Source organism: Aeromonas aquatilis, assembly GCF_054052405.1.
This window is the reverse complement of record NZ_JBSTYP010000073.1, coordinates 1-20517: the sequence shown is the minus strand read 5'-3', so window position 1 is coordinate 20517 and position 20517 is coordinate 1. Positions and strand designations below refer to the sequence as shown.

17 protein-coding genes are annotated in these 20517 nt (G+C 57.4%); all 17 read right to left on the bottom strand.

Annotation, left to right across the window (positions count from 1 at the left end; all coding sequences use genetic code 11):
• On the bottom strand, positions 1–4495 hold a 4495-nt coding region (locus ACW5W8_RS21070), incomplete at its 3' end, for an LPD5 domain-containing protein (RefSeq protein WP_498630169.1).
• Positions 4496–4626: 131 nt separating this feature from the next.
• Entirely contained in the window at positions 4627–5979 is a 1353-nt protein-coding gene (locus ACW5W8_RS21065) for a hypothetical protein (protein WP_498630167.1), read from the bottom strand.
• Positions 5980–6037: 58 nt separating this feature from the next.
• On the bottom strand, positions 6038–6277 hold the full coding sequence (locus tag ACW5W8_RS21060; RefSeq protein ID WP_498630165.1) for a bacteriocin: 240 nt from the start codon (positions 6275–6277) through the stop codon (positions 6038–6040).
• Entirely contained in the window at positions 6277–6654 is a 378-nt protein-coding gene (locus ACW5W8_RS21055) for a hypothetical protein (RefSeq protein ID WP_498630163.1), read from the bottom strand. The genes ACW5W8_RS21060 and ACW5W8_RS21055 overlap by 1 nt, the downstream gene beginning before the upstream one ends.
• 10 nt (positions 6655–6664) lie before the next feature.
• Complete coding sequence (locus ACW5W8_RS21050) at positions 6665–7297, bottom strand: hypothetical protein (protein ID WP_498630161.1); 633 nt, start codon at positions 7295–7297, stop codon at positions 6665–6667.
• A 10-nt stretch (positions 7298–7307) separates the two neighbouring features.
• Entirely contained in the window at positions 7308–7664 is a 357-nt protein-coding gene (locus ACW5W8_RS21045; protein WP_498630159.1) for a hypothetical protein, read from the bottom strand.
• A complete protein-coding gene (locus ACW5W8_RS21040) occupies positions 7661–9085 on the bottom strand; it encodes a hypothetical protein (RefSeq protein ID WP_498630157.1) in 1425 nt (474 codons plus the stop codon). The genes ACW5W8_RS21045 and ACW5W8_RS21040 overlap by 4 nt, the downstream gene beginning before the upstream one ends.
• A complete protein-coding gene (locus tag ACW5W8_RS21035) occupies positions 9082–10692 on the bottom strand; it encodes a hypothetical protein (protein WP_498630155.1) in 1611 nt (536 codons plus the stop codon). The genes ACW5W8_RS21040 and ACW5W8_RS21035 overlap by 4 nt, the downstream gene beginning before the upstream one ends.
• Before the next feature lie 9 nt (positions 10693–10701).
• Complete coding sequence (locus ACW5W8_RS21030; protein WP_498630153.1) at positions 10702–11217, bottom strand: hypothetical protein; 516 nt, start codon at positions 11215–11217, stop codon at positions 10702–10704.
• On the bottom strand, positions 11201–13633 hold the full coding sequence (locus ACW5W8_RS21025; protein WP_498630151.1) for a tail fiber domain-containing protein: 2433 nt from the start codon (positions 13631–13633) through the stop codon (positions 11201–11203). Before ACW5W8_RS21025 ends, ACW5W8_RS21030 begins: the two co-directional genes overlap by 17 nt.
• A complete protein-coding gene (locus ACW5W8_RS21020; protein WP_498630149.1) occupies positions 13630–14295 on the bottom strand; it encodes a phage adaptor protein in 666 nt (221 codons plus the stop codon). Before ACW5W8_RS21020 ends, ACW5W8_RS21025 begins: the two co-directional genes overlap by 4 nt.
• Before the next feature lie 13 nt (positions 14296–14308).
• Positions 14309–14953, bottom strand: a complete 645-nt coding sequence (locus tag ACW5W8_RS21015) for a hypothetical protein (RefSeq protein ID WP_498630147.1) — start codon at positions 14951–14953, stop codon at positions 14309–14311.
• Complete coding sequence (locus ACW5W8_RS21010) at positions 14953–15396, bottom strand: hypothetical protein (protein WP_498630145.1); 444 nt, start codon at positions 15394–15396, stop codon at positions 14953–14955. Before ACW5W8_RS21010 ends, ACW5W8_RS21015 begins: the two co-directional genes overlap by 1 nt.
• 64 nt (positions 15397–15460) lie before the next feature.
• Positions 15461–15850: a hypothetical protein gene (locus ACW5W8_RS21005; RefSeq protein ID WP_498630143.1), complete on the bottom strand. Its 390-nt coding sequence runs from the start codon at positions 15848–15850 to the stop codon at positions 15461–15463.
• Positions 15851–15915: 65 nt separating this feature from the next.
• Positions 15916–17133 (bottom strand): phage capsid family protein, encoded by a 1218-nt coding sequence (locus tag ACW5W8_RS21000; RefSeq protein ID WP_498630141.1) that lies wholly within the window; start codon positions 17131–17133, stop codon positions 15916–15918.
• A 70-nt stretch (positions 17134–17203) separates the two neighbouring features.
• Complete coding sequence (locus ACW5W8_RS20995; RefSeq protein WP_498630139.1) at positions 17204–18136, bottom strand: hypothetical protein; 933 nt, start codon at positions 18134–18136, stop codon at positions 17204–17206.
• Positions 18137–18406: 270 nt separating this feature from the next.
• On the bottom strand, positions 18407–20517 hold a 2111-nt coding region (locus ACW5W8_RS20990; RefSeq protein ID WP_498630137.1), incomplete at its 5' end, for a portal protein.

Sequence of the window (20517 nt, the reverse complement as noted above, 5' to 3'; positions counted from 1 at the left end):
TGGCTATCAGGTATGACTCAAACGCCCGGGCGCTCAGCTCCCGCTCGGTGGTCCAGTACGCTTTGCTACGCTTGTCATCCAGCTTGCGCGATCGCTCTTTGAGCGCGGTGCGCTTAATGGCCCGGTTAACAGCACCGAAGGCCTCGATCATCTCTTTACGAACAGCGCCACGGTGGACGAATGGGCTCTCCCGGGCCGCCAAAGACACATCCATTGCCTCGGTCATCATGTCGCCTGGTTGTCCCCGGGTTCTGGCAAAGTAGCCATCTAGTGCATGCCACCATTCATGCCCTAACGAACCTGCTCCATTCATCTTGGTGAGATTGATCACCACCTTGCCATGCTCATAGTGAGCCGCAGCCGGATTTACTCCACCAGATCCCCTAGCACCAAACGCCAGCCCCAGCTCACCATTGAGTGACAGCGCCTTGGGGGAGATCCCCAGCACTGCCGCCATATCCATCAATGCATCGTAGGCATTGTTCAAGTCCCGTTGACGGCGGCCCTGCTCCACCCAGTTACCGAACTCAACGCCGCGAAATCCAAATGCTTGCCCAAACAGCTCAGGAGTAACATCGGCCCCGCCCCGCATGTCCTCCCCCACACGAGGCTGGTTGATGTCACGGCGCTCATGCGGGATCTCCTTGGCCTTTTCCAGCTTGCTGACCAGCTCGTCATAGTGATTATCCCGGTACTTTCTGGCATCACTGACGTTATCGAATGCCTCTGTCAGGTCCAGGTGGTTACGGCCCACTTTCTTCCCGACGATCCAACCTTGGCCATTACGACGGCTGTAGATGGCAAATGAGATGGCTTTGGGTTTACTACCCGTTTGCGTCAATTGGTCATAGCGATCTTTGAACGCAGCAATCACCTCAGCCTTACTCGACCCTGACGCGATAATCCGCGGCCAGTTGCCGAAGAGACTCGACTTGCTCTCTCGGCTCAGGGTCCAAATACCCTTGGGTGGGTTGTACTTCACCCCTTCATAGAGGCTGTAACTTCCCAGACTGAGGGAGAGATCGGCCAGACTTCGTTGGTGGCCAACCGCCACATAGAGGTCTGCCCGGTGCTGAATAGCATGGGCACTGCGCAGGCCGCTGCTCGAGATCACGCGCTTTGCCGCATCGGCATCAAGGGTGCCATCTATCAGGCCAAGGGACAGGTCGCGCAGAGACTTCACCGCCTGCGCCCAATTACCGACCTTATAACTGACGCGAGGCTTGGCGGGGATAGCGTCGCGAGCGGCCCTGGCAATGGCTACAGCATGGCGATCCATTCCAGACTCAATCAGCTTGTCGTAGTCTGGTGCCGGCCACGCCTTGGAGAGGGGTAGCGCCTTGATCTGCTCAGCCGTCTCCCCTTCGATGGTGTCGCGGTACGCCGTCCAGGTATCCTTGCGTGCCCCACCAATCTTCTCGCCAAAATCTGCGATCTTACTCTGTGGCTCGGCCTTACCAGCCACCACAGGCTTAGTGGTATCACCGTCACTGAGCCAACGCTTAAACGCCGCGATCGGCATAGCCTTGATGGCGCCCAGCCCCTTCCAGTCCTTTTCATAGTTGGCAAGGTAGCCATCCCGGGCGGCGGCTTCATCTACAAAGCCCATCATCACCTTGTGCTCGTCAAACTTGCCGGTCTTGGGGTCCACCTGATCCACCACATAGAGTGTCTCACTATCAAGCTGATCACCAATGAACACATCGACGTGATCACCGTCAGCGCCGAGCGTACGCTTGATGTAGCCGTAGTCGTGGGCCATGGTTGATTGCCACGCCTTGCCATCCTGATCGGTACCTGACCGGTTGGAGCCTTTGGGATTCTCGAGTGCGATATCCAGCCCCTGTAGCGTGAGATGGCCTTTCTTGTAGTTGCCAGCCTCCTTCTGCGCCTTGGTGGGCTCCGGCGCTACCTCGGCACGAGCAGCTTCGATCTGTTGCACCGGCTCACTGGCGGCAGGCTTGGCAAACGCCCGTACCCTGGCAGCTGACGACGTAGCTACTACCAATCCCCCTTTACCAGGGATCACCTTCACGCCAGCCTCTTTGGCCCAACGTTTGATCATGGGCAGATCACCTTTCAGGGTGATCGTGCCGTCAGGGTTATCAATGGCCTCATGCCAGGGCTTAGGCTGATCTACCGCTACGTCAGACCCAGAAACAGCAACCCCGGCATCAGTGGCCGGGGCTGTTAGTGTCGGGTCATCAAGCGATGGTCCATCTGGTGTAGGTAGATCAGCAACGAAATCTGGCGGATCTCCGGCTCCAGTTCGGTCGGTGAGATGGGCAGGGGTTGGCTCAGAACCTGCTGCAGCTGATTGGCCTGCTTCAGGCTGATCACCTTGTCGCTCACTGCTGATTGAAGGTATGGGGGTAACGGGCTCATTGTTCACCTCTGCTTGTGGTTGGCTGGGATGGGGATCGTTGTGTTGCGCGGTTCTTGCTTGCTCAACCTCGACAATCTCTGCCACCCCAAAGCCACCACCATTGAGCGGCACCGGGGTCTCCTTGCCCTTGCGACTGGCAAGCTGAGCCTCTTTTTCACTGGCAAACGGCTTGCCTTTGCGGGTAATGCGTAAGGATTGAAGCGGGCCAAAGATAGAATCGGTCTCGCTCCCGGCTCGCGCGATCGCTTGATCACGAACCTGTGTGGCTGCCGCCGCAGCGTACTGCGACTCGACGCCAGGCTCAAACGTGGCACCCTGTAACGCCTCACGTTGAGCCAAGCTCTCTTTTTGCTTCTGCTCGGCCGTCTGCCGATACCCATCAATCTCGCGCTCTTGCTCGGTTGGCGCTCTCAGCGCTTTCGGTTTACGCCCCTCTGCAGCAACCTGTGAGGCAGTTTTGTTGCCAGCGAACGGGTCCACCCCAAGTGCGCCAGACTGAGCCTGTTCATAGAGGCTTGGTCCCTGCTCCCCCCTGTTGATCTGGGCGGCAACCAACTCTTGCACCGACTTGCCAAATTCACCAGACAAGGCGCGCTGAACCTCCGTATCCTCAGCCATCCCCCTGAAGCGCTCGGCGGTATCATCCTGACGCAGATAGGCAGGCACATCCCTCACCTCATCAAACTGGCTGGCGCTGGGACCGAGCGGATTTTGTTCAGAATTTGTTGACCCTGGCTCTACCAAATCATCCACGGCAGCAGCCAGATCAGACGCTGCCGCCTGCGCAGGAGCAGGATCTGCCGCAGGGGCGATCTCATCAGTCACCGGCGAGACAGGTTCAGTGAGTGGGTCACCAGTTCCCGGTTCTTGTCCCGCAGCATGCTTACCACCACGCAGGCCGCCCGCAGCACCGACAGCGCCACCCGTGCCCATACCGATAAGCCCACCTTCCAGCGCACTCGATACCACCCCTTTCATCGGGTCGGTGTCGGCCGCAGCCACTTCATTGAGGGATTCGTTCACCGCATATTGCTGAACGCCCTCTTCGAGGGTCTCGCCAATGCCCTCACCCACCGCACCCTTGGCAGCGCCTTTTAGCATGCCGCCTGCAGCCACCTTGCCTGCCAGCATCTTGAACAACATGGCATCGCCCATCATGGAGCCCATGGCTGCGGCGCCCCAGGTCTTGGCGTCGCTCATGGTGGCGCGGCTGGCAAGGTTGGCCGTTTCTTCTCGGGCCAGCGCCAGCTTTTCACCATCGGATAGGTGTTGTGTCTGCTGATCTTGGTCGATGCGAGTGAAGGCTTGGCGGAAGGTGTCACTGGCTGCGAGCTCGTCATAACTCATACCGAGCACGGTCTCCTTGGTATTCACCCCAGCACTGCCGACCGAACCTGTTGCCCCTGTAGTGATGGCCGCACCGGTGGCAAGCTTGGAGACGATCTTGGCTGCTACTGCCTCGGCTACCTGCTGCGTGGCACCACGCTTGATCATCGATGCCGTCACTACCCGTCCAATGCTGGCCTTGGCTGCAACACCGGTCACGCCACCGGCCAGCAGGGTTGGCACCAAAGAGCCAATGCCCTGCGCCATCTTCATGGCCCAAACATCGATATCGCCAGCACCATTACCCATAGTCAGTCGCCCCTCGGGGGTCTCATCAACCAAGCGACGGTTGATGGCCTCTTTGGCATCCGGGCTCATCCCGTCGGTCAGTGACTCGGCCCCCGACTTGGCCAGCTCTCCGGCACCCGCCACAAAGTCCAGTACGGGGCTGAGCTTACGGGCCATGTTGGCGCGTGACTGTTCCAGGTAGTCACCGCCGTCACTGGCTACCTCCTCGGCATTCTTGCCACCCTGCTCCTTGCCAAACTTGCTTGCCTGACCAGCAAGCTCACCAATCCCGCCGACAAGGTCCAGTGCGCCAGCGCCAATGCCTCGGGCTACATCCCCAAGCCCCACATCAAGATTGCGATCTGGGGCGACAGTAGAGAGGGTCGTGGCAGAGGCTGCAGACAGGCTGCTGTCCAGATTGCGCCAGAACGGATCATTACGGGTATCGGATGATTGCGGTTGTGGCAGGGCATCACGCAGTCCAGGCTTATCCATGGCATCCTCGGATTTTGGCAAAAGAAAAGCCCCGAACGGCGAACCGTTCAGGGCTTGAATGGGGAGTGCTGGCCAATAAACAGACTGGCCGACTATGGAGAGATGCTAACGCTGGGAGGGGGTAAAGGCAACTACTGGCGCCCTTGGGCCAGACTCATCGCCTTATAGGCCTCCATCTTCGTATCACGCAGTCGGGTGGCAGTTACCGTCGCCTGCTCTGCTTTCTTCTGTTTGGCGGCCTGCTGGCGCCACAGCTCAAAAGCGGTATTCATTCTGGTAGGGTTCTCCATCAGGCCATTCAGCTTACCATGCTGGTTCGCCTCTTTGACGAACTGCAGTCGGTCAGGATCACCACCAGTCCACTCCTTGATAGGCGCGCTGGCGGTCAAATCTTCACGCTTGCTGGTCATGCCGTAAGTGTCGGCCAATGCAGCCTTACTCTGCTCAAGCTGGGCGTCCAGCGCGTCCAGTTGCAGCGCTTTATCCTCTGTATTGCTGGAAGATATACGAGCCCGGTTCTGTCCGTGCTGCTTCTCAAGGTCAGTCACAGCCTTCTTGTAACCGGCTTGGTCTGGGCCTGCTGCTAGGCCGAGAGACGCCCGCAACTGGTCTGCATTGCCAATCATATGTTTGGCGAGGGCAGCTCGCTGATAGGCCGGCTTTAAGAAGTCGTTGATGGGGATCACCTTAGGGAGATCGTCAGGGGACGAGCTCCGATTATTGGTGACCGGTCGTACATCCTTGCTGCCATCGTCATAGGTGACTTCCACCCCCAGTACTACCCCGCGCCCGTCCGGCGTCACCATGATATTATTGAGCTGTTTAGCGGTGATGGTCTTGCCGCTATCCGGATCAATGTCCCCCACCCCTTTATTGACCTCATCCTGATAGAGAGTGCCAGCTGCCTTGATAAACTTTGGATCGTTAACCATCGAGTGACCTTCCAGCGTTGAAGGATCCAGCTTGCCCTCTTGTGCCTGGCGCATCAGGTTGCCAGCATAGGTGACGAAGGTCTTGCCTGCCTCGGCATAATCCTGCTGCAGGTAGCGCTCTGGGTTGAATGATCCAGCGCGAGGGTCGCGGACCACGTTCCAGAACTGCTGACCAGGGTCTTTGCCCTCGGCAACTGCCTGCCAACCAGACTGGATTATGGGCAAGTTCTCCTGTTGGAAAAGTTGTTTCTCACGTTGTTCACGCTGCCACTGATATTCCTGTTGTTGGCGAGCTTCGCTGGCAGAAGCACGGCGTTCATAGGCATTTGCACGGGCTTCTTCCGCTTTGAGTTGCGATGCTTTGAGCGAAAACTCCTTTTCATAGCGAGCATCCGCCACACTATCTCGCCTCTTTGAGTAATCCACTTCCTCCTGATAACGCTCGTCAGCGACTCTCTGCCGATCCTGCTCGTTCTGCCACATGGCATCGCGCAAGCTCATGGCCTTATCCATGCGATCGTCATCTTTCTGACCACGCTGATAACGGTCCATAGTATTGAACCCGGCCAAGAACCCCTCTGCCAATCCTGATACGCCCATCCCTACCCCCTTAAAACAGACTGTCTGCCAGAAATCCGATGCCGGCCCCGATCACCGTTCCAATCCCCGGCATGACCATGGTGCCTACAGCAGCGCCGGCACCAACAGAGCTCATGGTCTGCGCCTTCCGAGCCGTCTTGAAGCCCTGGTTGGCCGCCTCAAGTTCTGACTCTCTATTGGCTGCATCACGCAGCCCTGCCATCCCCTGCTGGCGTGTCTGGGCACCGACATCCAAAATTCCGTATCCCATCACGACCCCCCACCGGCTTTAAGTGCTTCACGCAGACCGGCATCTGCACCGGTCAAAATCCCCATCTGACGCGCTTGCTCCTGCTCGCGCAGGCCATTTTCTGTGCCTGCGGTCATCAGGGCCATGCGCAGCCCCTGGCTGTTATCCTGCGCGTTTGGCGCAGCCACCCCCATGCGGGCGTTGCGGTTAGCGGTGGCCTGCTGGGCAGAACGCAGGGCGTTCGCATTGTTCCCATCCACCCGGCCAAGTTGGTCTTTCAATAGCTGGCCATTGGTGGCCAAGTCCATCAGCTCTTTCTGCTTGGGGTAAAAGCGGGTCTTCCAATCCTGATACTGCTCTCGGGTAATCTTGGCGTATGTGTCTGCGGCGTATCCCATTGCTGACTCCTTAGTAGCCCTTGTTTTGCAACACGGATGCGGTCGGGGCGATCTTCTTGCTGCCTGCCACCGCAGGGGCTTTCAGCTGCCCAAGCCCATAAGCGGTGGCACCGCCGGCTAATGTGCCCACCAATCCTGCCGTTGCCTGCTTATTCTGAAACGAGGTCTGGGCATCGCTCACCGCCTTGCGCAAGCTGGAAGTGGCCACATCCCCCATACCGGCGAGAGATTCAGCCTTCTGGCCTGCGCCAATGCTCACCACATCCTTGAGGCCAGCCACATATTTGTCTTGCTGGCTGGACTGGGCCCGGTTGGTGGTATCGGTCTGGCTCAGAGCCTGGTCTGTCTCCAGACCTTCCATTGCACCCTGGTACTTGCCGCTGGTCGGGTCTACTCCGCCTGCGGCCATGGAGTCAGCCAGCCCGGCGCGCGCCTCGCCAAAGGCTTGTGCCGTACCAAGGGCGGCTGTCCCGGCCAGCTTGTCGTATTGCTGCTCGCTGTTGAGGTTATCCACCTTGTCCATAAAGATGTCTTCATACTGCTGCAGGTCATTCTTGTAGAGGTCCCACTGCTCCTTCGCGACATCTGCCGCAGCCTTCTGGGCCTCGGTTTCCTTGATTTCGTTCGAGCCACCCTTCCCCATCTCCCACCCCTCACAGATTGATCTGAAATACGTACAGGCCATCAGCATCGTCCGGCTGACGCACCCACCCCATTCCTGGCGCCAGCTTGAGCCAGCCCTTGCGAGCAGAATGAAAACGCAGCCAACGGGCTCCGACCATGCGGGCTAACCGCTTCACCTCAGGCAGATGCCTCTGCGGTGCTCCGCCCTGCCCCCAGCCAACCCACACCAGCACCCCGGTAGCGCCCCGTTCGCAGACCGGCTTCAAGACGAAACCGTCATCACCACGCACAAACAAAAACGCCACCCGGTTACGGATGGCGTCTTGCAGTTCGGTGGATAGCTTGGGATTGCCTGTATCGCTGGCGATGCGGTGGATCGGCTTCATGAAAGAGACCCGCCTTGTTTGAACATCACGACGCGCCCATTCTGGCTGGCATCACTTCTTACCCACCCGTTCCCACTTGAGCGACGGATCCTCACGATAACCAACGGCTCTCTATTCGCCGGGATAGTGATATCACCGCCATAGGTTCCCACTTCATTGATCCTGGTCACTGGTCCTGATGACGGATTTGACGTTGCAGAGACTTCCACTCCAACAATAAAAGATTTGACCACCGCACCATCCATCACAATCTCAACCAACATCTCACTCTGGTTGGTACGAGTGATGGTCCCAGAACCTGGGCCTTCCGCCGTAACAGAACACCCGACTAAGCCACATAAATTCGGTATCGTAAGTGTCCGATTAAACCCGACAGATTGATTCACTTTGATCCTAGCCACCTCAATTGGACCAGCACCATTGCCATTGTGTGAACACGCATAGTCTCGAGCGACATATACATCCCCAACTATCCGTTCGGCATACACCGTACCTCTGACAACACAATCCTGTTCAATCGTGCAGTTTCCCAGGGTGATGTTTTTGACATAACCCCCCTCTGCCCGCAGGCGATTGGTAAACAGGCTACCATCGGAGTAGATCATGGTGTACCAACCCCAGCCCCACCCTGCATATGGCCCTCCCTTGCCAAAACCGGCAGAGCCCCCAGCCATGAAGGCATTACCCATATCGAGCTGTCCGCCAGTGATCAAAGGGGCACTGATACTGACCCCTGCCTTGATGTAGTCGGCGGTGATCTTCTCTGAGTGAAGGATCTGGATAGTGGCAGCCTTGATGACCGCCTCTTTGATGGCAACACGCCCATCATCAGTAACCCCGAATATGATCTCTTTCGCACTCGGGTTTGCCGGGTTATAGATTGCGAAGTGTGTGGCTGATGCGATGATCTCATCCACGTCAGGACTGGTCTTGGCCCTCAAGCCTGCCGTGCTATGAAGTGACCCTGTCAGCCCATTTTTGTTGATGAAACGCACCCAGTAATAGGCGGTATATCCTTTCCCCACGGCGTCTGAGTAGACATTCGACAGAGTAGTGCCGATCGCCACGGCACTGGCCGGATTGTCCTCCTCTGCCCGCAATATCTCTGCATACGAATGCCCCTTGTAACCGGGAATATCCCAGGTCAGGACAATGGTATGAAAAGCGCCATCTACAGTGACATTCGTTGGGGCAACAGGAGGCTGCACCCCTGACCATTCCGGATCTGTTGGCTTATCTGGTGGCAACTCCGGCACCACCGCCCCGTTGTTATTACGGCGCAAGTTGACCATGCCAAGGGCAGCGGCTTCTCGCAGGGTCAGCGCCTTGTCCAGCTGGTCGCCCTTTTGGCCAGTCAGGATCTGCATGTTTTCAGTCAAGCCCTGTGGGGTACCGCTGGCACGAAAGGAGCTCTTGCTCATTGCACTGCGACCTCAGCCATACTGGTGCCCAGAGTAATGCGCTCAATCACCGCGGTGCCGGCCACCTCAACCTGCCACCGACGCCCCCGCAAAGGAGGCAAGCGGAAGACGCCAACAGGTACCTGGCCTTCGGTGAGGGCAAATACTCGCACCCCGTCTATGATCAGCGCAAAGCGGCATTGGCTGATCAGGTCGCTGGTCACCCGGGCACAACCCAACCTGACACCGAGTGGCAACTCAAACTCTTTAGAACGCCAGATCATCGGCAAAGCCGCATCCCCAGCCCGCCACTGATAAAGCTCAAGGCCCTTGGCCAACATAAGCGCATCGAGCTGCATGTCAGGCACCGCGGTATCCCAACGACCCGATAACCAGCGCAGATCCCCTGATTTCGGATCGAAGATAAACCCATGGCTATCGGTCAGAGCAACATACTTGCCTTCGCTGTACCAAGCGCGAAGTGTTTCAGGTTTCATCAGCTGCCACTGCTCACGAGTGATGATGCCCTCGCTGATCAAGGTTCCACCATCAGCCCCGATCCCAATCAGGCCATCCGGGGCTGCATAGAGGACCATGCCATCCAACGCCACCATGGATCTCGCACTGACGCAGGCCTGCTGGACCGAGGAGAGCTTCTGTCCGGTGATGGCTGAGGGGGACGCACCTTGAAATAGATAGGGATAACCTTTGGTCCCCACCACCAGCGCCGTATCGATAGCCGCGATCGCCACAATGTCGTGCTCGGTGGTCAGCTTGTATTTCTCCGGCCATGCGTAAGGCAGAAACGGCTCGGAGAACAGCACGGCATTGCCGATGAACCCGGCACAAATGCCATTCGCCATTTGACAGATACCGCGCATCTTGTCCGGGGGCATGGTGTAGCCATAGGTCTCAAGCACTGGTCCCAGCTCGCCATCCTTCTTGCTATCGCTGTGCGTCACGGTCGCAATTGGGAGCTCGACCACCAGCAGGTAATCTGCCATCGCACCACCTGACACCGAACGATAGAGGCGGCGCCGGGTAATGTTGCTGTTGTTGGTAGGGGCTGGAGACAATCCCACCAGCACGGTGGAGTTTGGGATGGTAATGGTGACTTTCCCGCTGGCAGGCCCGGGAGCACCCTCCTCCCCTAAGCCAGTGACATAGGTCTCCACGTAGAAGCGGGTTTCGTCATCAGTGGGGTCATCATCTTTGCCGCCAGTCGGTGGGGTAACAGACTGCATATTCGGCGGTGTCATCGGGGCCGGAACACCAAGTCGGTACCAGGCAGTAGGCTTTTGCGTGCCGCCAGTAGCGGTAGCGTCATAGGTCAGCTTGGGATATTCACCGTCGGTGTAATAAACCCGGTTGTACTGATCCTGTGCGATGGGCGAGCGCATCACCTCGACCAATTTGTCCCAGGCAAACCAGTGATCTCCGTAGTAGTGAAACAGGGTTTGAGGGACCAGAGGCAACGTCACGCTTACCCGTTTGTCACTCATCAATGGGGCGACGACTCCCCGATCGAAATGACAGTCCTGTGCCAAGGTGGCTGCTTCATCAGGCAACAGGTGGTCTGCCACCCGCGGCACCATCCCACGCATGGTTACAACATCAATAAGCGACATATGGAGCCCTTATGTAGTAACCACAAGATCTATCGGTACTGATTGGCCGATGCGGGCAGCAAGCCAGTTATGGATACCAACAAGGCTTGGTAATCGAACCGAGCAATAGTTATTCCCATAATTTACGGTTGCGCCCTCTGCACTACCCAAGCCAGGCACAACGACCCGAAGTCGACGTCCCGCAGCAAACCGCCCCTGACACTCTATAAAGATGGAATCTGGCACCCTGTTACTCGTAGAAAATTTGACCAGTGTTTTTCCATCAAATAAGGGGGGATTGATACTTCCCATGGGATTAAGTGGGCCTAAGCTGCCTTGAGTTGCGGCAAAACCACATAGCAACACATCACCTTTAGTAAAGGATCCAATTGTGAGCCGATGTGTTGAAGCACTGCGACCTGCCAGATCACCAAGTAAACAAGGGGCTGGCACCCCAGCTCGATTAGCGGTATCACTCATCCAACGGTTACCACCGAACTCGCTATAAGCAGCAGATAGCAAAAAGGGTTTAGCAGGAATTGTCATTTCTTGACTCCAACTTCTCATCAAGAGCTTTCAACGCTTCAACCAACAAGGCCAATACCCCGGCGTGAGCGATAGACAAGGTGCCATCCATGTTCAAGAAAACTGACTCAGGCTGAGCCTCTGCCAGCTCCTGGGCGATCAACCCTGCTTCCCGCTGGCCAGCCTTGTCATACAGATTGCCCGTAAGTAGCTTCACCTTGGCAAGGGCATCGGTGATAGGTGTGATATTGGATTTGAGGCGACGGTCAGAGCGGATATAGACATCGCTAAAATTGCCATTTCCTGTTGCGTAAACCCCACCAGTGGTATTGAGCGCATCAGCATCGGTATTAGCCACAAAGAGCTTTTTGCCACCATAGGTCCGCACCCAAGTCGCATCCTCCATGTAGATACCACCACCATAGGTTTCGTTTTGCCAACCGGAGGCTCCCGTCGATCGAAACCAGTTGTTGAGGTAAAGCGTGCCATAACTGCCACCGGCCGCCATATAGGGATGGGTATGGCTGGCTGGCGCAAAATCCGGTTTATCTGTGACTTCGGCATAACTTGGCCAGCGGGATGCCGTCACCGGGATTTGGTCAATCTGCTCCCAGGAATGACGATGGATTGCCGCAGCCAGGGCTGGCTTGTCCGTTACCTCATTCCAGTCGGGCCAACGAGAGGCATAAGCGGGGATCTCCGTCAGTTGCGACCATGCATGAGTGTGGCTGACCGAGGCCGCCCCTATCTCTGCAATCGTGGGCCAACGTGTAGCGTAAACAGGGATGTTAGAAAGTTGAGACCAAGGATGACTGTGCTCAGATGGCGGCATGGTCACCGGTTTACCGGTGACATCAGCCCAGCCGGGTACCCAGCTTGCGGGCCGAGCTCCGACATCCGCCGCACTCAGCACAACAGCACCAGTCATACCATTGATGGAGATCACCGCATCGGTGCCATCAATTTTGAACCAGGAACGAGTCGTAGGATCCCAGTGCAAGTAATCCCCTACCACATAGGACTCGCTGGCGATGACCCCGGAATGTGAGATCCGATAAAACGGGATCCCTTGATTGGGCGCTGGCGCTATCGGCGCACCTGCCGATGCGTTCCAAGGACCGGCCCAAACAAGCTGTGATGTGATGGCCTGCGCCCACTTCTGGGCCTGCAATGCCCAATGCAGCGCCGAAAACTCTCCGGGCCGCCCGTTAATGTCGCTTCCCTCTGGGTTCTGAGCCCAAGCTTCAGCCAGGCTCTTCGCCATACTCGCCTGCTGCGAACTGGTAGCTGCGGCAGCTTGATCCTGCGCCGCCTGACTCGCTTTATCACTGGCAGTATCGGCCGCAGCAAGGGCTTCCGCCGTTTTCGCCACCACCACATCACGCATCCCTTGAACGGCAACTTGTCCCTGCGCAACAGACGCCGCGTTGGTGCTGACCTCTCTACTTTGCACCGCGACGGTGGCCGCATGGGTAGCAACCTCCGCCGACTTCGTTTCTACCACAGTACGATCAGCAGATACCTGCTGGGCCAATGTAGTGACCCTTCCCGCATGCTCAACCGTAACCACCTTGGCGCTCTCAGAGGCTTGAGCCGCAGAGTCTGCATTGCTGGCGTGAGTCAGGGCATGGGCTTCAGAGGCTGCAGCGGCAACCTGAGCGTCAAGGGCCGCATTTGCTTGGAGAGTTGCAGTGCCAGCACTGGCCGCCGCGTCACTCGCCTTGGTGGTGGCGGTCGCCGCACTGTCGCTGGCGTTGGTAGCCAGGGCAGCAGCCGCTGCTGAACTGGCCTCTGAGGCCGAAGCACTGGCGGTTGCTGCAGTGGCTGAATCGCTGGCCTTGGCTGCATGGTGCAGAGCGGAATATTTGTCGGTCACCACAGCCACATCAAGCGGATTTTCTGCCCACTGGTGTGCCCGCGTTGCTGAGGCTGTGGCTGCCGTCGCACTGGTCGCCGCCTCACCCGCTTTACTGCCCGCCATATTGGCGGATGCCAAGGCTGCACTAGCCTGCTCAGTTGCAAGCTGGCTAGCCTGTTGCGCGGCACTCACGTCATTGCCAGTCTGGATCCGATCCTGACCGGTTGCCACAGCAGCAGACTCCGCTCTTTGCATCGCATCGACCGCTCGCTCGAGCAGAGGTGGCGTCAAGCTGATACCGCTATCGACCAGGATACTGTTCAGTGGACCATCTGCGCCTTGAGACACCACAACTCCTGTCCCCAAGTAATCCATGTCACCACATTGGTCATTCTGGGCATACACATCGTAGGCGCCCACTGCCAGCGGAAATCGATACCGACCAGCCGTATCACATTGGAAGGTCAACACCGAGCCCATCAGCACTTCACTGGTCGTGGTGAGGGACCGCAACTCGATGATCGCCCCGGGTACCAACTTTCCAGCGGGATCGGTCATCACTCCATGGATCTGGATCATTGGCGCCGTCCGTTGGTGCTGGCCTGGCTGTCTCGCATCGCTATCATGGTGGCATCTGTTTCGGTGCTGACCGCTAACGCCTGAGTGAAGGACTGCAGGTGAAGTTGCCCTCTAGACGCATTAGCCGTCACCTCCGAGTCACGCATAAATGCCCGGTACATGATCCAATCCAGACAGGGGGTGATATATCGGTCATCAACCTCGACCTGGGCGCCCGACTCGACCATCGCTTTCGTTGCAGGTATTGGGAGAATACTGAGCACAAGATCGACACTCACTCCCGCCTTCACCCCTGGATACAGCCAGAAGGCGGTGATATTGGTGGGTTCGTGGATATAAAGCTCCGCCTCTTCCCCACCGGTACTGCTAGCCCAGCTCGGGATTAAGTTCTCCAGGTCAGCACGAGACACATACCGGATCGACTTGCCAGTCAGCGTGTTGCGCTCAATGTCTATCAACTTGATGGTCCCTGCAGGGGCGGTTTGCCGAGTACCGGCGGCACAGGCAAAAGATTGGGTCTTGATGAAGATGTCCGGTCTGGCGCTGGCGATAGCGGATATCGCGCTGTTGTAGTAGGAGATCAAGTCCTCCAGACCCCAGCCGATCCGCTGTGTATCCGTTAACTCAATTGATGCTCTATTCAACATGTCACTGACCAGCATGACTCACCTCACATCAGAAGAAGTTGCGTGTTCGCACCGGGTTTTGAATCCTTGCACTCTCGGTTTGCTCAATGCGAAACCTGTACGCAGCGCGGATCCCGTCATAGAACTTGCGGCGATTTATCTGAGCCAGTTCAGGGTTTGTCCAAGGTTTGGCGTGAAGCTGCTGCAAGAGATACGCAGCCCCACAGGCCAGCGCATGGGCGTAGTCCTCAACCAGAGCGGATGGAATTAGCGTTGCGGCAGGCAGAGGTTCAATGGCGCCGACAATGCGAACGTTGCTCAGTGGTACAAGGAAGCGAATGGATTCGGCTGACTGAGCGTGATAGTGCAGGCCAGGTGTGAGAATGATGTCGCCCGCAGTGATGCGATGAAGCACCGACCCGGTCACCTGTGCCACGCGCACATCCTGCCTTGCCTGGCGATTGAGACTGCTGGCCATCGCAAAACTAACGGTCTGCCCCTCGAGCACTTCATCGAACTGGCGCTCTAAATGAACCAATGCGCTTTCATGACAAAACACGATGGCAGCCTCGATGAGGTAGCTATGTGCCAATGCGTCAGCGCCTTCTGTGTGGGGCAAGTGGAGCACCCGCTGGCGAACCAGCGGGATCAGGGTGTCAGGCTTAACCAGGCGGCTATCTTGCACCGGCACCATTACTCAGCGCCTTGCTCAACGACCACCTTGGCTTTCAGGGCATCGCGTACCCGCAGGCGAAACTCATCCACCTTCTCACGCGGCTCTTGCGCCTCAATGTTCAGCTCTTCACCTTCCACCAGGGTTGCAAGTTGGGCGGAAGTCAGCTTGGCCAGGTCACGGTCACCAACGATCATGCTTTGCTCTTCGGCAAGACGGGCAGCCTCCTGCGCCAGTCGTTCTGCCTCTTCAGCAGCCAGCTTGGCGATGGTCTCTTGACGCAAGAGCTCGCCAGGCAGAGCCTCGGCGCAGATCCAGACGGTGGGGAATTCCAGCAGTTGCATGGCAATATGGCTCTCCACATCTACCGCGGTATGGCGCGGAAACACCATGCGGGAACCGGTAACGGTGTCTTTCTTGCTCGGCTTGTCACCGATATAAACCACGGCAATTTTGTCGCTCACGGCAATATCTCCAATCCAGAAATGAAAAGCCCGGCACAGGGCCGGGCGCATAGCGATGGGCGAGTTAGAGGTTGCCGATCACTTCGTAATGCAACTTGAGCTTGGCAGTACCCGTTGCGGCGCCGCCGCCGACAATGAGCGTGAGCTCCTGACCATCCTTGGTGAACAAGTCATCCACCGGGATGTACTTGGTCATAGCGGTTACCGTGCCCTCTGCATTTACAATGGTGGTGGTACCAATCTTCACTGTCAGCGTGGTACTGGCACCCAGCGCACTGGTGATAAGGGACACGCCCACCACCTTTAGGTTGGGCTCGACCTTGTCACCGAACGCAATGACATCGCCTGATGGCACGGCTGCCAGCTTGGCAATGAACGTCGGGGAAATAGATAGATTGCCGAACGCACCGACAAACCAGCGGCGGCAAGTGGCAATCAGGTTAATCTTGGCCATGATATGGCTCCTTGTCTGATCAGCTAATGGCAGAGGACCTGATGACCCTCTGTGTCAGTGGGTTATCAGCGAACTATCGGGCTCACTGCGGTATCCAGTACCATGCAGCCATGATCCTGGATGTTGCCGTTCTTCTGCTTGAAGCGGATCTTCTGCAAGCCCCCCATCCAGCGAACGGAGAGCTCGGTGGCATTGTCATGGTCGGTTTTCTCTTCAAACATGCCAAAGGAGCTACCCTGCTCTCCCGAACCAAACGCATTGGCCAGTGCCTGGCCGCCCAGCAGGATTGCACGGTCAATGGTAGTGCCGGCAACCTTGTCCACTTCTACTCCGGAGGTGGATTCAGCCGCACAGACTTTCACGATACTTCCCTGGTTAAAGCGAATAGGCATCCCCTTATAGGGCTTGACCAGAATGCCGCGCCACATTGCCCCTTCCCCCAGGAAGATCGGGTGATTCCAACCTTTACTACGCACCGTGACCGCGGCCAACATGGCATTCCAGTCCTTGCCCGAGGAGCTGGTGTAAAAGTCGTGCCATTGGCGCGAGGTAACGTAGAGCACGTAGAGGGGCTCGCCACCAGACGGGTCAGACACCATCCGGATGGGCTGGATGGGGTTGGCCATCTCAGACAGAAACAGCGCCATATTGTCCACACAGCCGAGATTGAAGCGGTCGGCCGCATCGATGGTTTCGAAAGAGGTCGCATCCCCGCCAAAGAAGTGACGCTGATAGGTCGGTGCAGTGATCGGGTTGATCATGATGTCTGCAAACTCTTCATCATCTGCCAGCGGCAGGATGATGTCGTCCGCAGCATAATCGCCACGGGCACCAGCCAGCTGAACGAAACCGCGCTGGTCTGTCAGGCGGCCGTAATAACCATCAGCCAACAGCACGCGAGCGGTCTTGATCAGGTCATGCTTGGTGCGCTTCTGGCTCATCTTGCCACCCGCGTCCACACCATGACGGGTCTGGTTGATCTTGAGCGAGAAGTCGGCAAACGCCAGACTCTCGAGACGGCCAGCAATCTTCTTGTCTCCCATGGTTGGGCGACCAGAGAGCTGATGGAACAGCTGCATATCTACTTCGTCGCCGGCTGTTTTGCTCAGGTCGGTGATGCGTACTACGGGAGCCCCCGCACTGGTCTGCTTGCCACCGTTGACCTTGGCACCTTTGGGTGCCTCTTCAGTCAACAGGTTAACCAGGGAGTGCGATCGGTTGGCAGCCGTAAACAAGGCTGCCTGCATAATCTTGTTGGCTTGCGCCGAGGTGACTTGGGTCATGATCCTCTCCTACCTAAAAACAAAAACCCCGACACAGTGGTCGGGGTTTGCCTGTTAATCGTGTGGTGGGTTAATACCCGGCTTGCTCCAGCAGCGCCTCGAGTTGGGCGTCCGTCATGGCTCCCATTTCGCCAACCAGTTCGGTCTGCGACATGGCGCCATAACGGGCGACACCGGTTTCGGGGGCTTGATGGGTTTGGCCGAGTGCCGAGGGACTGGACGGGATGAAGTCAGCAGGCTTATCGGCTTCCGTGCTGGGTGCCTTGGCGGGCGGTGGAGCACTCTCCACATCACCAAAGGCCAGTTTGGTGCGACGAGCGGCCTCTGCAAATCGCTCATCCAGTGACTTCCCTTGCCACACGGGGTCTACCTGAAGCTTTTCATCGACAATGATGGCGAAGTCAAAGCGATCCTGGTCCTTGTCCCGCCAGTCCATCAGATCAGGTACCGCCTGCAGAGCGGCCTGCACCGGATGAACGGCAGGTTGAACCGGTTGCACCACGTCAGGCTGTTCCAACAGCTGGATTTTGCGAGCCATTGCAGCCATGGCCTTCCCGATCTCCGGAAAGTCCCGTGCTAATTGATCCGCTTCATCCGGGCTAAGCTGGTCGGGATCAGCATCAGGGTTAATCCCGTGCTTCTCCAGCACCGCCTGCAGCTTGTCCCGCTCGGCCTGAGCTTGCTGAGAATGGTGCAACTGCTCACGCAGGGCCTTGTTCTCATTGCGCGCCAGCTCCAGTACGTCATACGGGATGGTGTGTTGACCGTTCTTGGCCAGGATCACCTTTTCAGGCACCTGGGCCACTTCATCGACCTGCTCGGCATTGGCTTGTTCGGTACTGGCTGCCATCTCCTCCGCCGACGGCGCGGCCTCTACGTCCGTTTTCTCGGTGACAGTGCCATCGGATAGCTCGGCATCGGGCGCTTGCTCGATCTCCGCTAACATGGCTTCCAGCTCGTCCAGGCTTTCAGTCCCGGTCAGGTTATCGATGTTCGTATCCATGGTCATCCTCGTGGGTTTTCAGTGGGTGGTATCGCTGCCCAAGCGGGGGAACGCTCTCAGAGAAAACGCTCCCCGGCTTAGACTGGGCACAAAAAAAACCGCACTAGGCGGGTTAAACTGACACTACAGGATGAAAGGACTCATCCAAAAACAATGACAATGCGCGTATGGGTTAACAACTGGCAGAAATGACATATGAAAAAGGCCCAATCTCGAGAGACTGGGCCATGTTGGGGAAATCCTAACGCTGACAGGTCAAGAAAGCAACAATCAGAGCTTGATTGCATCAATCTGCTGTTCAATGGTGGCAAGCAGCTGAGCCTGTAGGGCTGCCTGCTCGGCCTGGATCCCCTCTTGTTCAGTAACCAGTAGCTCCATCTCCTGCAGGGTCTTGCCTGTCTGCGCCTGCTTAAGCGCATCCTCGAACCGGATAGAATCGGTCAGCTTGGCTATACGCTGGGCTTCTGCCTGCCACTTGGCTGCCTTGCCTTCCAACTCAGCCAGCTTGGCCTGCATCTCGCGCATGGCCATCTCCTGCTCCATCTGTTGCTGCTGGGCCTGCTGCTCGGCGGCAGCTCGCTCCTCCTCATTCATCTCCTCGGGATCTTTGGGAAGGTTAAGTGAATTGCGGATCCGCTCCACAAACTCAGCTTTGCGCGGCACATCCATCAGCTCAACCAGCAGATCAAAGCACGCGGCAGCAGCTTCCGGTGGCAGCTGTGCCATAGCCTGAGTCATGCGCTCTGCCAGTTGCTGCTTGTAAGCCGCGGTCTGCTGGATAGGCGCCAGGGCAATATGAGCACGCAGCCGAGTCACATCGTTGCTGAGCTTGCCATCTTCCTGCTCCACGTTGATCACCACGGCTTTCCGGCGACGGGGATCATCCCGGTTAACGGTGACCTTGTAGTTCTTCTTGGCAGCCAGCTCCTCAAGCAGGTATGACAACGCCAGCTGCCCCACCAGTTGGCAGCCCATCCGGTAGTTGTCGTTGATCTCGGAGAGTGTCGTGGCCCCCTGCTCGACCAGGTTGCTGATAGCAACACCTGACTGGCCAGTAGTCCCCTGCCCCAAGAAGGCGGCATAAACCCCCATGGTATCTTGAATGAGCTTCACCGAATCTTGCATCACCTGGAACTGCTGGGCAGCCACGTTGAAGTCCTGCTCAACCTTGAAGGCGTCACTCACACTGGTTTTGTTCTGGCGATCGGGGTTGAGCTCGACCAAGCCATCCGGACGCTCTACCTGCTCCAGCACCTGCTCTCGGGTCATGTTGGTGGCGTCCTTGTCCATGATGACGCGCTTGGCCTGCAGCAAGAAGGTGAGTTTGATACGGCGCAGATTCACCTCATCCTGAGCCGGAATAGCGCGGGCAATCAGGCCATAAGGTTCGCCAGAACTGTCCTTGCGGTATCCCCAAAACGGCACCAGCGGATACATGTTGTGAGGCGCACTGCAGGGGCGATCGACCAGGTGATGGGGACCCACGAACCAGGACTCTCGGATCACGGCTACCGGACGCCGTTCCAGCCTGGCGCGCCCCATGGCAACAGCGGCCAAATGCAGTTGATTGGTCTTGTCATATTCCAGTGCCCGGCCAGAGTCGAGCATCAGCACTTGGCGTGTGGTGAAGGTGCGGTAATAAACCACCTGCAGCAGAACGCGATCACGCTCCCGGCTACACCACTCGACCTGTTTGCTGTCAAACGAGCTCCACTCATCGAAGGCACTGACCAAATTTGGGGCCATCCCTTCAATGGAGGTCAGGTTGACGATCCCGTCCCAGTTGTTAATCCCCCAGGTCAGGGCCTCGGCTTTGCTCGGAAACAGGGTTTTGGCCTCATCCACATCAACCCAGCGCCGGCGCATCAACCACCGGCAATCGGTGAGATCGGGCTCACGACTATGCCAATCCCAATAGACCTCATCCCGATGAATATTGCTGAACTTGTAGCGTGGACCGAATGGATCATCCTGACGGCGCACCTCAACCCAACCGAGACCGGTCTTTATCTGTCCGGCGTAGGCTTCACCACGGGCGCGGTCCAACCCGCCCAACCTGCATATGTCTGCATACTCGGCGTTAACCGCCTCAGCCATCTGCTCCAACTCATCATCGTGATCATCTGCAATGACCATCAGATCGGTTCTGCTCTTTGCCTCCATCCCCAGTACCCCATCAATGGTGGGGGCGATCAGGTTATGGATGGTGAGTGGCTGGCCACGCTCTTCCAGCACCTTTTTCACGCTGGCCGGCAGCTGGTCATTGTCATAGTAGGCACAGGCGCGATTAGCCAAAGAGCGCCAATCAGGCTGGCCATTAATATCACTCATCAGGTTGAGTAGACGTGCGGTATCGAGGCCACCCTGTGAGGGGGCCTTGG